The following is a 13,732-nucleotide window of genomic DNA, read 5'->3' as shown; positions in this document are numbered from 1 at the left end:
TCCCCGAACCAGTCGGGGATTTTTTATGTTCGATCAATCAGCCCAAGGGCGGATCAATCTTCGCGGTAGCGACGCAGCTTCAACTGCTTACCGGCAACGCGAGTGTCCTTCAGTTTGGTCAGGAGTTTGTCCAGACCATCTTCCGGCAGCTCGACGAGGCTGAAGCTGTCACGCACCTGGATGCGACCGATGGCTTCACGTGCCAGACCACCTTCGTTGAGGATGGCGCCCAGCAGGTTTTTCGCCGCGATACCGTCACGCGCGCCCAGCGCGGTACGGCAACGGGCACGGCCTTCGCCCAGCGGCATCGGAGCACGACGCTCGCGATCACCACGGTCCGGACGATCACCGGAACGCTCAGGACGGTCGCCACGTGGAGCGCTGTTCGGCACCAGTGGACGTTCCTTCTCGATCGCTGCCAGGTTCAGCGCCTGACCATTGGTGGCCTTGCGCAGCAGAGCGGCAGCGAGGGCACGCGGGGTGCAACCGATGTCGGCGGTCAGGCGATCCAGCAGATCACCGTGAGTCGATTCGGCGTCAGCCACCAGCGGCGACAGGCTGTTGGTCAGTTTCTTGATGCGGGCATCGAGAACGGCCTGGGCGTCCGGCAGACGCACTTCGGCAACTTTCTGACCGGTTACACGCTCGATTACCTGCAGCATGCGGCGCTCACGTGGAGTCACCAGCAGCAGCGCGCGGCCTTCGCGACCGGCACGGCCGGTACGGCCGATACGGTGCACGTAGGATTCCGGATCGTACGGCATGTCCACGTTGAATACGTGGGTGATGCGCGGTACGTCCAGACCACGGGCGGCAACGTCGGTCGCCACAACGATGTCCAGACGGCCATCTTTCAGCGAGTCGATCACGCGCTCACGCTGGTTCTGGGCGATATCGCCGTTCAACGCTGCGGCTTTGTAGCCTTTGGCGTCGAGGGCGCTGGCCAGATCCAGGGTCGCTTGCTTGGTGCGCACGAACATGATCAGAGCGTCGAAATCTTCCACTTCCAGCAAGCTGAGAACAGCAGAAGTCTTCTGGTCAGCGTGAACCAACAGGTGAGCCTGTTCGATCGCGGTAACGGTCTGAGTCTTGCTCTGGATCTTCACGTGCTTTGGATCGCGCAGGTGACGCTCGGCGATGGCACGGATCGATTGCGGCAGGGTAGCCGAGAACAATACGGTCTGACGGGTTTCCGGCATGGCCTTGAAGATGACTTCGAGGTCGTCCATGAAGCCCAGTTTGAGCATTTCGTCTGCTTCGTCGAGAACCAGGTGGTTCACGGTCTGCAGCACTTTTTCGTCGCGACGCAGGTGGTCGCACAGACGGCCCGGAGTGGCGACAACGATCTGTGCGCCATTACGGATTGCTTTCAATTGTGGGCCCATCGGCGCGCCGCCGTAGACAGCCACAACAGTTACGCCCGGCATTTGCTTGGCGTAGGTTTCGAAAGCGGTTGCAACTTGTAGCGCCAACTCACGAGTTGGGGCCAGGATCAGAGCTTGCGGCTCGCGCTTGGACGGATCAATGCGGTGCAGGATAGGCAGGGCAAAGGCAGCGGTTTTACCGGTACCGGTTTGCGCCTGACCAATCATATCGTGACCGGCGAGGATGATCGGGATCGACTGCTGCTGAATGGCCGAAGGCTCTTCATAGCCGGTAGCGACTACTGCAGCGACAATATTGGGATGAAGTTCAAGAGCGGCGAAGCCGCCGATTTCCTGGGTCATGGGTCTGCCTCTAAGTGCATCCGCAAAGACCCATGCTCCAAAGCTGCACATGCCGTGTTGAGACTCAAGAGTCGCCCTGGCAGCTTTGTCGGCGGGGATTTGCGAAAACGAATGAATGAAAAAGAATCGTCAAGGAAGAGCCCGCAGTGCGGACATGCAGCCGAAGCTGACTTCGGGGAATTGCGCTACCTAAACGCGGCCCGGTTAAAGGCCGGCGCGCACTATACCGGAATTTGCCCAAAAAGGGAGCTTTTTTTATCGACGTAAAACAGTTGTCACCGCTGTGTAACGGGGTTTTGCGGATAATCGTGCGAAGGTCTATTTTTCAAAGGCCCGGCCCTGCGGGCGATGGCGCTTAAACGATTCACCGATGTGCGGCATGTGGTCGCTGCACCCTTTCTTCCCGCCCGAGGAAACACCCATGAATCAGCCCTGCCCCGGCCGCGTCAGCCGTGCGCGCCACGGTCACGTCCAATTGATCGGCCTGGACCGAGCAGCCAAGCGCAATGCCTTTGACCTCGACCTGCTCAACGACCTGGCCCTGGCCTACGGAGAATTCGAGGCCGACAGCGATGCAAGGGTGGCAGTGGTATTCGGGCACGGTGAGCATTTCACCGCCGGGCTCGATCTGGTCAACGCCAGTTCCGCCCTCGCCCAAGGCTGGCAGGTGCCGCCCGGCGGCTGCGATCCTTGGGGCGTCTTCGTCGGACCGAGGGTCAGTAAACCGGTGATCGTCGCCGCGCAGGGTTATTGCCTGACCATCGGTATCGAGCTGATGCTCGCCGCCGACATCAACCTGTGCGCCAGCAACACCCGGTTCGCGCAAATGGAAGTACAGCGCGGAATTTTCCCGTTCGGTGGCGCAACGCTGCGTTTTCATCAGGTCGCCGGTTGGGGCAATGCCATGCGCTGGCTGCTGACCGGTGACGAGTTCGACGCCCATGATGCGCTGCGTCTGGGCCTGGTGCAGGAGGTTATGGCCAGCGAAGACTTGCTGCCGCGTGCCATAGAACTGGCCGAGCGGATCGCCCGACAGGCTCCACTAGGCGTGCAGGCAACGCTGATGTCGGCGCGTCAGGCGCGCTATGAAGGCGAGACGGCAGCGGCGCAGAGTTTGCCGCCGCTGGTGAAGAAGTTGCTGGCAACCGAGGATGCCAAGGAAGGTGTGCGCTCGCTGGTGGAGCGGCGACCCGGCGTCTTCAAAGGGATTTGAAATGGGTGGCGGTCATGACGCCGGGCGAATTGCCTTGATCAACGACGCCAGCGAATAACCCAGTTTCGGCGCCAGCGCTTCAGCGCGGGCGGTCAGCGCCTGCATGTCCAGCACCTGATCGAGATCCGCCGGCACGATCAGAATCACGTTGCCCTCCTTCACCGGCAGTTCCCAGTAATGCCGGTGATAGAGCCCACGCAACAGCGCCGCTCCCAGAGGCTTGCCGTCATCGGTGGCCCACTGGTTGATCACCAGCCAGCCGCCGGGATTCAGACGTTTCTGACAGTCACCGAGGAAATTCCACGCGAGGTGCGCGGCACCCGGGCCGACATCGGTGTAGAGGTCGACAAAAATCAGATCCGCCGGTTCGGCCGTCGGCAGCAGTTCGATTGCATCGCCAACGCGGATGTACAGACGCGGATCGTCGTCCAGCCCGAGATACTCAATGGCCAGGCGCGGCACATCGGGGCGCAACTCGATGGCTTCGACATCTTCCAGCGGCAGGAACTTGAGGCAGGCCTGGGTCAGCGTGCCGGCGCCCAGGCCGAGAAACAAAGCACTCTCCGGTTGCTCATGGCACAACGCGCCAATCAGCATCGCCCGGGTGTAGTCGTACTCCAGCCAGCTCGGGTCGGCGGTAAACACACAGCTTTGCTCGATGGCATCGCCGAACTCCAGAAAGCGGTAGTCGGCCACTTCCAGCACGCGAATCACGCCGAACTCATCCTGTACCTCGGCGAGCAACAGCTCGACGCGCTCCTCAGTCATTTCGTCTCCTGGTGGTCACCGGGCGCGGTGACGCGATGGCACCGCTATGGTGCCGTGGCAAAGCGGCGATTGTCGGCGAAGCGGCGGGAGCAGGTCACGCACTAATTGCTGCTAACATGGCCGTCCGTGCGTAGAACCTTAGAGACCGTGATGAGCCAACCCTGGAGCCCTGACAGCTGGCGCGCCTTGCCGATCCAGCAACAACCCCAATACCCCGACGCCGCGCATCTGCGCCAGGTCGAGCAGACGCTGGCCAGCTATCCGCCGCTAGTGTTTGCCGGCGAAGCGCGGGAGCTGCGCCGTCAGTTTGCCGAAGTCACCCAGGGCCGGGCGTTCCTGCTGCAGGGCGGCGATTGCGCGGAAAGCTTCGCCGAGTTCTCCGCCGCGAAGATTCGCGACACCTTTAAAGTGCTGCTGCAAATGGCGATCGTCATGACCTTCGCCGCCGGTTGCCCGGTAGTAAAAGTCGGGCGCATGGCCGGCCAGTTCGCCAAGCCGCGCTCGGCCAACGACGAGACCATCGATGGCGTGACCCTGCCGGCCTACCGTGGCGACATCGTCAACGGCATCGGTTTCGACCCGGCCAGCCGCGTGCCAGATCCGGAGCGTCTGCTGCAGTCCTATCACCAGTCCACCGCGACCCTCAATCTGCTGCGCGCCTTTGCCCAGGGCGGTTTTGCCGACCTGCATCAGGTGCACAAGTGGAACCTCGATTTCATCGCCAACTCGGCGCTGGCCGAAAAGTACAGCCACCTCGCCGATCGCATTGATGAAACCCTGGCCTTCATGCGCGCCTGCGGCATGGACAGCTCGCCGCAACTGCGCGAGACCAGTTTCTTTACGGCTCACGAAGCGCTGCTGCTGAACTATGAAGAAGCCTTCGTGCGCCGCGACAGCCTGACCAACGATTATTACGATTGCTCGGCGCACATGCTGTGGATCGGCGACCGCACCCGTCAGCTCGACGGCGCCCACGTCGAATTCCTGCGCGGGGTGAACAACCCGATCGGCGTGAAAGTCGGCCCGAGCATGAACCCCGACGACCTGATCCGCCTGATCGACGTGCTCAATCCGGACAACGATCCAGGCCGTCTGAACCTGATTGCGCGGATGGGTGCGAACAAGGTTGGCGATCACCTGCCGGCGCTGATCCGCGCGGTGCAGCGCGAAGGCAAGCAGGTGCTGTGGAGTTCCGACCCGATGCACGGCAACACCATCAAGGCCAGCAGCGGCTACAAGACCCGCGATTTCGCGCAGATCCTTGGCGAGGTGAAGCAGTTCTTCCAGGTTCACGAAGCGGAAGGCAGCTACGCCGGTGGCATCCACATCGAGATGACCGGGCAGAACGTCACCGAGTGCATCGGTGGCGCGCGGCCAATCACTGAAGATGGTTTGTCGGATCGCTATCACACCCACTGCGACCCACGGATGAATGCCGATCAGTCGCTGGAACTGGCGTTCCTGATCGCTGAAACGCTGAAGCAGGTTCGGCGCTAAGGTTCGATATCTTTAGCGTCTGAACTGGCCTCTTCGCGGGCAAGCCCGCTCCCACAGGATTTGTGTCGTACGCAATTTATGTATACGACGCATTACTTGTGGGAGCCTGGCTTGCCAGCGATGGCGCCAGTTCAGTCACCGCCGAACCGAGCCAACGCCACTCGCAATCGCCCCGCACTTTCACGCTGACAATTGAGCTGCACCTGCCCAAGCCCCAGCCAATCTGCCATCTGTCGCAAGTTCAGCGCCAAGGCCAGCATCCCCGCCTCGTCCAGCCCCGACTCTTCCTCATGCACCGCATGTACTGCCAGGCGCCCCGCCGACCGTTCGGCGCGCAGATCGACCCGCGCGGCAATCCGTTCGTTGTGCAGGAACGGCAGCACGTAATAGCCGTAGACGCGTTTGTCCTGCGGCGTGTAAATCTCCAGCCGATAGCGGAAGTCGAATAGCCGTTCGGTGCGACTGCGTTCCCAGATCAATGAATCAAATGGTGACAGCAGTGCACTGGCCTCGACTTTGCGCGGGACTTTCGGTTCGGGCAGGCAGTAGGCAATCTGACGCCAACCGGCGACTTCGCAAGTCAGAAGCTGCCCGGATTCGACCAGTTCAGCCAGACGCGGGCGAGCATCGGAAGGGTTCAGGCGGAAGTAATCGCGCAGGTCTTTTTCCGTGCCTACGCCCAACGCCTCGGCTGCGTGCAACAGCAAGCCGCGCTGCGCCTCGGCCTCATCGGGCAACGGCTGTTGCAACACAGAAACCGGAATCACCCGCTCCGGCAAGTCATACAACCGCTCGAAGCCGCGGCGCCCGGCCACGGTGACTTCGCCAGCGGCGAACAGCCATTCCAGCGCATGCTTTTCCGCGCTCCAGTCCCACCACGGCCCGGCCCTTTCCTGACGGGTCGACAGACTGCCGGCCCCCAAAGCACCCTGCTCTTCGACGGACGCGAGTACCCGGCGAATGGTGTCCTGTTGCTCGCGTCCGAAGCGCGCCAGTTGTTGATAGATATCTTCGCCCCGCCTGGCCCGCTGCATCCGCCAGCCCATCAGCGGGTACATCGACAGCGGCAGCAACGACGCTTCATGGCCCCAGTATTCGAACAGCGAACGACGTCGCCCCGAACTCCAGGCAGCCTGGTCGAGCAAATCAGAAGAATAGGAACCGAGACGAGAAAACAGCGGCAGGTAGTGCGAGCGCACCACAGCGTTGACGGAGTCGATCTGCAACAGGCCGAGGCGTTCGATCAGCCGGTTGACGTGCAGGGCTTTGACAGCCGGCGGCTGGCGCCCGTGAAACCCTTGGGCAGCCAGTGCCAGACGTCGTGCCTGTTTAAGGGAAAAGGACAATGTCGCGGGCATGTGTACCTCCATGTCTGCTCGCAACCTACCTCACTGCAAAGTGGTTTGTGTAGCGATCTCCTCATCATTTATGCATCGGGTCGTCCCAGAATGGCCGCACCGACTCATGTTCGACATCGGCACGGCTGACCCCGATGTCCTTCAACGCTTCGTCGCTCAGACTGGCGAGCAGTTCGCGTTCGCGGTGAAGTTCGTACCAGCGGCTAAACTTGTGCAGCAGATCGGAAATCAGATGGACCGGTACTCTTTCATCGCTCACATACAGTTTTTGACCTTTCATCGTGTTGCCCTCCTTTAGGGATGGCTCAAGTCTCCCGCCAGAGCTACGATCAATCCAACGAATGTTTCTGATGGCAAGCATCACGGAGATTCATCAATTGTCGGCGTACCCCAGTATCGATACCGATGTTCTGCGCACCTTTGTCGCGATCGCCGATCAGGGCGGTTTCACCCGCGCCGGCGAAATGGTCAACCGCACCCAATCGGCGGTGAGCATGCAGATGAAGCGTCTGGAAGAGGACGTGTTGCAGCGCCAGTTGTTCGAGCGCGACGGGCGTCAGGTGCGCCTCACCGCCGAAGGCCAGGTGTTGCTGGGCTACGCACGGCGCATCCTCAAACTGCACAGCGAAGTGTTCAATACCCTGCGCGAGCCGCACATGGTCGGCACGGTGCGGATCGGCACGCCGGACGATTACGTGATGCGGTTTCTGCCGGGGATCCTGTCGCGCTTTGCCCAGTTCTATCCGCTGATCCAGATCGAAGTGCATTGCGAGTCGACCAAACAGTTGCTGCAGCGCACGGACCTGGATCTGTCGATCGTTACCCGTGAGCCAGGCAACGAGATTGGCCAGTTACTGCGCAAGGAGCGTTTCGTCTGGGCCGAGGCGCAGAATTTCAGCGCCCACGAGCAGACGCCGTTGCCGCTGGCAATGTTCAACAGTGACTGCTTCTGTCGCCTGTGGGCCTGCAATGCGTTGGATGCGATGGGCCGCGAATACCGGATTGCCTACAACAGCACCAGCCTGTCGGCGCTGATGGCGGTGGTGAGCGCGGGCCTGGCGATCACCGCGCAACTGGAAAGCCTGATCACCCCCGACATGCGGATTCTTGGAGATGCCGAGGATCTGCCGCTATTGCCAGAGGCCAGCATCATGCTGATCCGCAACCTGAACAATCCGTCGCCGATCACCGAATGCCTGGCCGAGCACATCGTCGAAGGCTTCAAACTTTAAAGGCGAGCATCACCGCGCACAGCACCAGAAACCCGCAGAACAGCCCACGCAGGAGCTTTTCCGGCATCGCATGGGCCACCTTCACGCCCCAACTGATGCTGGCCAGACCGCCGATGGCCAGCGGCAGGCCGATCATCCAGTCCACCTCGTGGTGCACCGCGTACGTCACCAGCGTGACACCGGTGCTCGGCAATGCCAGTGCCAGCGACAGGCCCTGAGCGACTACCTGAGTGGTGCCGAACAAACTGGTCAGCACCGGCGTGGCAACCACGGCCCCGCCGACACCGAACAAGCCGCCCATGGTGCCCGACGCAGCGCCGAGCACGCCCAGCCACGGCCATGAATAGCGCATCTCGGAAGTCGCTGCCGGACGCGCGCCGAACATGCGCACCAGGTTGTAGGCCGACAGCGCCACGAGGAACGCGACAAAACCGATGCGCATGGTCTGCGCGTCGATACCCACGGCCCAGATCGAGCCGATCCAGGCAAAGCAAAATCCCATCACTGCCAGCGGCAACGCATGCCGGAGTTCAATGCGGTTGCGCTGGTGATAACGCCACAGCGCCAGCATCACGTTCGGCACCACCATCACCAGCGCCGTGCCTTGGGCGATCTGCTGATCGAGCCCGAACCAGACGCCCAGCAGCGGAATGGCGATCAAGCCACCGCCGATTCCGAATATCCCACCCAGAGTGCCGAGGGCGGCGCCAAACAACAGGTACAGCAAAAACTCGATCACGGCCGGATTCCTCATACGTCAGGGGATCCATCCTACGCAGTCGGCGCTGGCACGGAAACGCACAGCAACGCACAATGGCTGTGCCAAATCCGCATAGGCACTGAGCCGACTCATGAATCCCAATCAATTGACCGAACAACTCGGGCTGTTTCTCGATGTGCTGGAGAGCGGCAGTTTTTCCGCCGCCTCGCGCCGACACCCGCTCACGCCCTCGGCCGTCGCCCGGCGCATCGACAGTCTGGAAAGCGCTGTCGGTAGCCAGTTGTTCATCCGCAGCACTCATGCGGTGCGCGCCACACCGGCGGGTCTGGCGTTTGCCGAACGGGCGCGGCGGATCGTTGCCGAGCTGCAGCTGGCCCGCGCTGAAGCGGTATCTCTGAGCAGCGCCCCGGAGGGCTTGATCAGGGTGGATGCGCCGGCAGCGTTCGGACGTCGGCATCTGGCGCCAGTAATTGCCGACTTTCTGGTTCTGTATCCGGGGCTGGATGTACAGCTGCATCTGATCGACAGCTTCGTCGACATGGACGGCTCAAATCTGGGCAAGGTCGATCTGGTGCTGCGCGCCGGGCAAATGGCCGACACCCGACTGGTCGCCACACCGTTGGCGAGCATGGTGCGCATCGCTTGCGCCAGCCCCGACTATCTCAAGCGTCGGGGTGTGCCGAGCGAACCGGCACAACTGGGTGAACATGACGGCCTCGATTGGGACGGTCTTGCACCGCCCTTCGCCTGGCGCTTCGAACAGGACGGGCAGATGCAATTGCACCGCCCGGCACGGGTACGCATGAGTGCCAACAATGCCGAAGCCCTGGTGTGCGGTGCGCTTGCAGGGTTGGGTATTGCTCACCTGCCGACCTGGCTGGCCAGTGAATACCTGTTGCGTGGCGAGTTGCTGCCCCTGTTCTGTGAAAACGGCTTGCCGAAACCGGAGAGCACCGGCATCTACGCGCTGCGACTGGAACAGCAGGCCAGCTCCCGCAGCCGACTGCTGCTGGAATACCTCAAGACCCGTTTCAGCCCCGTGCCGCCGTGGGATCTGGCACTGCAACGGGAGCTTGGCCGGCACTGACCGATTCGCCACCGGGCACAATTGTCTGGCGCATTAAAGATTCGAGCGCTAGATTCATCTGCATCACCGTTCAAGGCACTGACATGACCACCGACCGCAACACCACCGACCACTGCGAAGACCTGCTGCTCGACAATCAGGCCTGCTTCGCCCTGCATTCCACTTCGCTGATGATGACCAAGGTCTACAAGCCGCTGTTGCAGGCGCTTGGCCTGACCTATCCGCAGTATCTGGCGATGATGGTGCTGTGGGAGAAGGATGGTTTGACCGTCGGAGAAATCAGCACGCGTTTGCTGACTGATCCGGGTTCGCTGACCCCGCTGCTCAAACGCCTGGAAGGTGAAGGACTACTCAGCCGGACCCGCAGCCGTGAGGATGAGCGGGTAGTGATCGTTGAATTGACTGCACAGGGACGCGCCTTGAAAGACCAGGCCCGAACCGTACCGCAATGCATCCTCGGGGCCAGTGGCTTCACGCTGGAGCGCCTGCAAAATCTGCAAGCCGAGTTGCAGGCCTTGCGTGGTCATTTGCAGGACAGCCTCGCTTAAGACTCCCCCTTTCCTGTGGGCGCAGCCTTGCGCCTGCAGGCGTATCGCCCGTTCCCAGCTTATCCCCGCAAAAAAATTTCCTCTCGTTTTTTTCCTTAAAAAACGTTCTATATCAAAAGCTTGGGTTTACGGCTCGTCCTGATCCAAGTGCTAATTCCTGCTTTTTTCAAAAAATTATCTTGCGCGCTAAATATTAGCGAAGTACATTTACTTCGCACCTAGTTAGCGCGCAAACAATTAGCGCAACAAATCACATTTAATGAGGCTCACACCATGCAAACTCTCTACACCGCAATCGCAACCTCCACTGGCGGCCGTGACGGTCGTGCGATCTCCAGCGACAACATCCTCGACGTCAAACTGGCCACCCCGAAAGAACTCGGCGGTGCCGGCGGCGCAGCCACCAACCCTGAGCAACTGTTCGCCGCCGGCTACTCGGCCTGCTTCATCGGCGCCCTGAAATTCGTCGCCAGCCAGACCAAACGCAAAATCCCGGACGACGCGTCGATCACCGCTCACGTCGGCATCGGTCAGATCCCTGGTGGTTTCGGTCTGGACATCGACCTGCACATCAGCCTGCCAGGCCTCGAACAGGCGGACGCACAAAGCCTGGTCGACGCTGCCCACCAGGTCTGCCCGTACTCCAACGCCACTCGCGGCAACGTCGATGTGCGTCTGCACGTCACCGTGTAATCACTGACACTCAGGCCCGTACAGGAAATGAACATGAACACTTTCAGCAAAGTCTTGACCGGTACCCTTCTCGCCCTGTCCATCCACAGCGCATTTGCCGGGGAGGTTGAACACAACACCCAGGCGTTTCTCGATGTGCTGAATGCCGGCACCGGCAAACCGATGGAACAGATGACGCCCAAGGACGCCCGCGCCGTGCTGACGGGCGCGCAGTCCGGGGTCAAACTGACGCTGCCCAAGGCAGACGTCAGCGAGAAGACCATCCAGGTCGATGGTCAACCGTTGAGCCTGACCATCGTCCGGCCGGCCGGGGTCAAGGGCGAGCTGCCGGTGTTCATGTTCTTCCACGGCGGCGGCTGGGTGCTGGGGGATTTCCCGACCCACGAACGTCTGGTGCGGGACCTGGTGGTCGGCTCGGGGGCGGCGGCGGTGTTCGTCAACTACACCCCTTCGCCGGAAGCGCATTACCCGGTGGCGATCAACCAGGCTTACGCCGCGACCAAATGGGTGGCCGAACACGGCAAAGAGATCAACGTCGACGGCAAGCGTCTGGCAGTGGCGGGCAACAGCGTCGGCGGCAACATGGCGGCAGTCGTCGCCTTGATGGCCAAAGACAAAGGCACCCCGGCGATCAAATTCCAGGTACTGCTGTGGCCGGTAACCGATGCCAATTTCGACACCGGTTCGTATAACCAGTACGCCGAGGGGCACTTCCTCACCCGCAACATGATGAAGTGGTTCTGGGACAACTACACCACCGACGCCAACCAGCGGAACGAGATCTACGCCTCGCCGCTGCGGGCCACCACCGCGCAATTGAAAGGTCTACCGCCTGCGCTGGTGCAGACCGCCGGGGCCGACGTGCTGCGTGACGAAGGTGAAGCCTACGCCCGTAAACTCGACGAAGCCGGCGTGCCGGTGACCTCGGTGCGCTACAACGGCATGATCCACGACTACGGTTTGCTCAACGTGGTCAGCCAGGTGCCGGCAGTGCGTTCGGCGATGCTGCAGGCCTCGGAAGAACTGAAGCAGCACCTGAAGAAGTAATTTTCATCAGGCACAAAAAAGCCCGACTCAATGGTCGGGCTTTTTCATTCCGCAAAAAACAGTGCTTATTTGGCACGGCCTTTGTAGGAACCGCCTTCGCGGGTATCGATCTCGATCATGTCGCCGATTTCGATGAAGTCAGCAACCGACAGCTCGGTACCGTTCTTCAGTTTGGCAGGCTTCATCACCTTGCCGGAAGTGTCACCGCGAGCGGAACCTTCGGTGTAGTCAACCTGACGCACGATGGTGGTCGGCAGCTCTACGGAAACCAGACGCTCTTCGAAGAACACGGCTTCGCAAACGTCGGTCATGCCTTCTTCAACGAAAGGCAGAACGCTTTCGATGTCTTCGGCGTTCAGCTCGTACATGGTGTAGTCGCTGGTGTCCATGAACGTGTAGGTATCGCCGCTGATGAAGGACAGGGTCGCTTCTTTACGGTCGAGGATCACGTCGTCCAGCTTGTCGTCCGCACCGTAAACGGTTTCGGTCTTGTAACCGGTCAGCAGGTTCTTCAGCTTGGTCTTCATGATCGCGCTGTTACGGCCCGATTTGGTGAATTCAGCTTTCTGAACCAGCCAAGGATCGTTGTCGATACGGATCACGGTACCGGGTTTGAGTTCTTTACCAGTTTTCATTGCGAATATCCGAATTTGGATGGGATTTACAAAAATCTAGGCCGCGTATCATATCCAATTTCGGTAAAACTGTACCAGCGCCGTCGCAAGATCGGCCTGCAAGGCTTGTTCCAGACACCATGCTTCGGCATTTTTCTGCAGTTCGGGCCAGTATTTACGGGCCTCGAGCCAGTGCTCGCCGATAGGCAGTCCGGCACTCCAGGCCCGCCAGAGACCGTTCATCGCCTCGGCTGCCTCAGTCGAAAGGCCTTTTCCATAGAGCGCGAGGAAGGCATCGAGCTTGTCCAGATGGATATCTTCGTCCTGCTGATAGATGTGCCACAGCATCGGCCGCCCCGCCCATTGCGCCCGGACGAACGAATCTTCACCGCGCACCGCGTTGAAATCGCAGCACCACAGCAGATGATCGTATTGATCCTGCCGGACGAACGGCAGCACCTGCACGGTCAGCGATCGATCGACATGCACCGCGCCGACGGACAGCGACTCGACACCGAGCCAGCGTGCGACATCACCCAGAATCCGCCCGTCAGGCACCAACAGATGCGTGGGCGTCGAACCGGTGGCGAGTACATCCAGCCAACTGGCGAGCCCGGCATTCTCGTAGGCGAACAGCGAAATCAGTTGCGCACCGGGAGCCGGAACGACACCCAGCGCTTGCAGAAATTGTCGCTGCGCCTCGGGATCCTGCTGAAACCGCTGACGTCGCTCAAGCAATCCGCTTTCACGCAACAATCCGCCAGTACCGGCCTGGAACCCCGGGAAGAAAAAGATCTTCTGCACGGACTTGTACTTCACCGACGGCAGACCGTGGCAGCCAACCACCCAGTCTTCGGCGCTGAGATAGTCGAGGTTCATCCACAATGGAGGCTTTTCCCGCTCGGCCATGGCGTCCATGTAGGCCCCCGGCAACTGGCAGGCGAACGCGGCGATCACCACGTCGGCAGCCTCCGTTACCGGCCATTCTGCCGGCCAGTGCCGGACTTCAACGTCCTGCTGCCATTGCGCATCGAGATGGATATCGAGTTCCGGGCAAATACGCTCGAACGCGCGCAGGTCATCGACCCACAGCCTTACCGCCAGCGCATGCTCGGCCACCAGTTGCCGGGCCAGGCGCCAGGTCACCCCGATGTCGCCGTAATTGTCGACCACGGTACAAAAGATGTCCCAGCGGGTGTTCGGTTGCAGCATTCAAGACTCCCGTTG

At 60.8% G+C, this 13,732-nt stretch carries 14 protein-coding genes; 7 read left to right on the top strand and 7 right to left on the bottom strand.

From position 1 onward, the window contains the following. Positions 1-53: 53 nt before the first annotated feature. Positions 54-1,727, bottom strand: a complete 1,674-nt coding sequence (locus ACW9HX_RS04720) for a DEAD/DEAH box helicase (protein WP_007955707.1) — start codon at positions 1,725-1,727, stop codon at positions 54-56. Positions 1,728-2,148: 421 nt separating this feature from the next. Here ACW9HX_RS04720 and ACW9HX_RS04715 point away from each other — a divergent pair, with 421 nt between their 5' ends. Continuing rightward, the gene (locus tag ACW9HX_RS04715) at positions 2,149-2,940 is read left to right on the top strand and encodes a crotonase/enoyl-CoA hydratase family protein (RefSeq protein WP_457379677.1); all 792 of its coding nucleotides are present in this window, start codon (positions 2,149-2,151) and stop codon (positions 2,938-2,940) included. 12 nt (positions 2,941-2,952) lie between these two features. Here ACW9HX_RS04715 and ACW9HX_RS04710 read toward each other — a convergent pair whose 3' ends face one another. Continuing rightward, positions 2,953-3,708 (bottom strand): spermidine synthase, encoded by a 756-nt coding sequence (locus ACW9HX_RS04710; protein WP_457379676.1) that lies wholly within the window; start codon positions 3,706-3,708, stop codon positions 2,953-2,955. Between the two features lie 150 nt (positions 3,709-3,858). Here ACW9HX_RS04710 and ACW9HX_RS04705 point away from each other — a divergent pair, with 150 nt between their 5' ends. After that, a complete protein-coding gene (locus ACW9HX_RS04705; RefSeq protein ID WP_457379675.1) occupies positions 3,859-5,205 on the top strand; it encodes a class II 3-deoxy-7-phosphoheptulonate synthase in 1,347 nt (448 codons plus the stop codon). A gap of 131 nt (positions 5,206-5,336) precedes the next feature. Here the strand turns inward: ACW9HX_RS04705 and ACW9HX_RS04700 are convergent, their stop codons facing one another. Both ACW9HX_RS04700 and ACW9HX_RS04695 read right to left on the bottom strand, forming a co-directional pair. Beyond that, complete coding sequence (locus ACW9HX_RS04700) at positions 5,337-6,563, bottom strand: winged helix-turn-helix domain-containing protein (protein ID WP_457379674.1); 1,227 nt, start codon at positions 6,561-6,563, stop codon at positions 5,337-5,339. A gap of 64 nt (positions 6,564-6,627) precedes the next feature. Then, positions 6,628-6,843 (bottom strand): DUF1127 domain-containing protein, encoded by a 216-nt coding sequence (locus tag ACW9HX_RS04695; protein WP_007955702.1) that lies wholly within the window; start codon positions 6,841-6,843, stop codon positions 6,628-6,630. A gap of 97 nt (positions 6,844-6,940) precedes the next feature. On the opposite strand from ACW9HX_RS04695, the gene ACW9HX_RS04690 reads away from it, so the two are divergent. Continuing rightward, positions 6,941-7,795, top strand: coding sequence for a LysR substrate-binding domain-containing protein (locus tag ACW9HX_RS04690; protein ID WP_457379707.1), 855 nt, complete (start codon positions 6,941-6,943; stop codon positions 7,793-7,795). On the opposite strand, the gene ACW9HX_RS04685 is transcribed toward ACW9HX_RS04690, so the two are convergent. Further along, entirely contained in the window at positions 7,785-8,534 is a 750-nt protein-coding gene (locus tag ACW9HX_RS04685) for a sulfite exporter TauE/SafE family protein (RefSeq protein WP_085744971.1), read from the bottom strand. The two genes, ACW9HX_RS04690 and ACW9HX_RS04685, sit on opposite strands and share 11 nt — an antisense overlap. A gap of 112 nt (positions 8,535-8,646) precedes the next feature. Here ACW9HX_RS04685 and ACW9HX_RS04680 point away from each other — a divergent pair, with 112 nt between their 5' ends. The 4 genes from ACW9HX_RS04680 (at position 8,647) to ACW9HX_RS04665 (ending at position 11,891) form a co-directional block, all read left to right on the top strand. Then, the gene (locus ACW9HX_RS04680; protein ID WP_096821073.1) at positions 8,647-9,603 is read left to right on the top strand and encodes a LysR family transcriptional regulator; all 957 of its coding nucleotides are present in this window, start codon (positions 8,647-8,649) and stop codon (positions 9,601-9,603) included. An 83-nt stretch (positions 9,604-9,686) separates the two neighbouring features. After that, a complete protein-coding gene (locus ACW9HX_RS04675) occupies positions 9,687-10,151 on the top strand; it encodes a MarR family winged helix-turn-helix transcriptional regulator (RefSeq protein ID WP_457379673.1) in 465 nt (154 codons plus the stop codon). A 273-nt stretch (positions 10,152-10,424) separates the two neighbouring features. Further along, complete coding sequence (locus ACW9HX_RS04670; protein WP_034155242.1) at positions 10,425-10,844, top strand: organic hydroperoxide resistance protein; 420 nt, start codon at positions 10,425-10,427, stop codon at positions 10,842-10,844. A 33-nt stretch (positions 10,845-10,877) separates the two neighbouring features. Continuing rightward, positions 10,878-11,891, top strand: a complete 1,014-nt coding sequence (locus ACW9HX_RS04665; protein ID WP_085647565.1) for an alpha/beta hydrolase — start codon at positions 10,878-10,880, stop codon at positions 11,889-11,891. Between the two features lie 65 nt (positions 11,892-11,956). Here ACW9HX_RS04665 and ACW9HX_RS04660 read toward each other — a convergent pair whose 3' ends face one another. Next, complete coding sequence (locus ACW9HX_RS04660; RefSeq protein ID WP_457379672.1) at positions 11,957-12,526, bottom strand: elongation factor P; 570 nt, start codon at positions 12,524-12,526, stop codon at positions 11,957-11,959. Positions 12,527-12,574: 48 nt separating this feature from the next. Beyond that, positions 12,575-13,717, bottom strand: a complete 1,143-nt coding sequence (gene earP / locus ACW9HX_RS04655) for an elongation factor P maturation arginine rhamnosyltransferase EarP (protein WP_457379671.1) — start codon at positions 13,715-13,717, stop codon at positions 12,575-12,577. Between the last annotated feature and the right edge of the window lie 15 nt (positions 13,718-13,732).

It is taken from the genome of Pseudomonas sp. SDO52101_S400 (assembly GCF_054071635.1).
The sequence above is the reverse complement of the archived record's forward strand: the minus strand, read 5'-3'. Positions and strand labels throughout refer to the sequence as shown.

Coding starts and splice junctions, on each gene's coding strand:
- ACW9HX_RS04700 (WP_457379674.1), bottom strand. CDS start 6,563: ATGCCCGCGACATTGTCCTTTTCCCTTAAACAGGCACGACGTCTGGCA.
- ACW9HX_RS04705 (WP_457379675.1), top strand. CDS start 3,859: ATGAGCCAACCCTGGAGCCCTGACAGCTGGCGCGCCTTGCCGATCCAG.
- ACW9HX_RS04660 (WP_457379672.1), bottom strand. CDS start 12,526: ATGAAAACTGGTAAAGAACTCAAACCCGGTACCGTGATCCGTATCGAC.
- ACW9HX_RS04720 (WP_007955707.1), bottom strand. CDS start 1,727: ATGACCCAGGAAATCGGCGGCTTCGCCGCTCTTGAACTTCATCCCAAT.
- ACW9HX_RS04710 (WP_457379676.1), bottom strand. CDS start 3,708: ATGACTGAGGAGCGCGTCGAGCTGTTGCTCGCCGAGGTACAGGATGAG.
- ACW9HX_RS04675 (WP_457379673.1), top strand. CDS start 9,687: ATGACCACCGACCGCAACACCACCGACCACTGCGAAGACCTGCTGCTC.
- earP (WP_457379671.1), bottom strand. CDS start 13,717: ATGCTGCAACCGAACACCCGCTGGGACATCTTTTGTACCGTGGTCGAC.
- ACW9HX_RS04665 (WP_085647565.1), top strand. CDS start 10,878: ATGAACACTTTCAGCAAAGTCTTGACCGGTACCCTTCTCGCCCTGTCC.
- ACW9HX_RS04680 (WP_096821073.1), top strand. CDS start 8,647: ATGAATCCCAATCAATTGACCGAACAACTCGGGCTGTTTCTCGATGTG.
- ACW9HX_RS04695 (WP_007955702.1), bottom strand. CDS start 6,843: ATGAAAGGTCAAAAACTGTATGTGAGCGATGAAAGAGTACCGGTCCAT.
- ACW9HX_RS04715 (WP_457379677.1), top strand. CDS start 2,149: ATGAATCAGCCCTGCCCCGGCCGCGTCAGCCGTGCGCGCCACGGTCAC.
- ACW9HX_RS04670 (WP_034155242.1), top strand. CDS start 10,425: ATGCAAACTCTCTACACCGCAATCGCAACCTCCACTGGCGGCCGTGAC.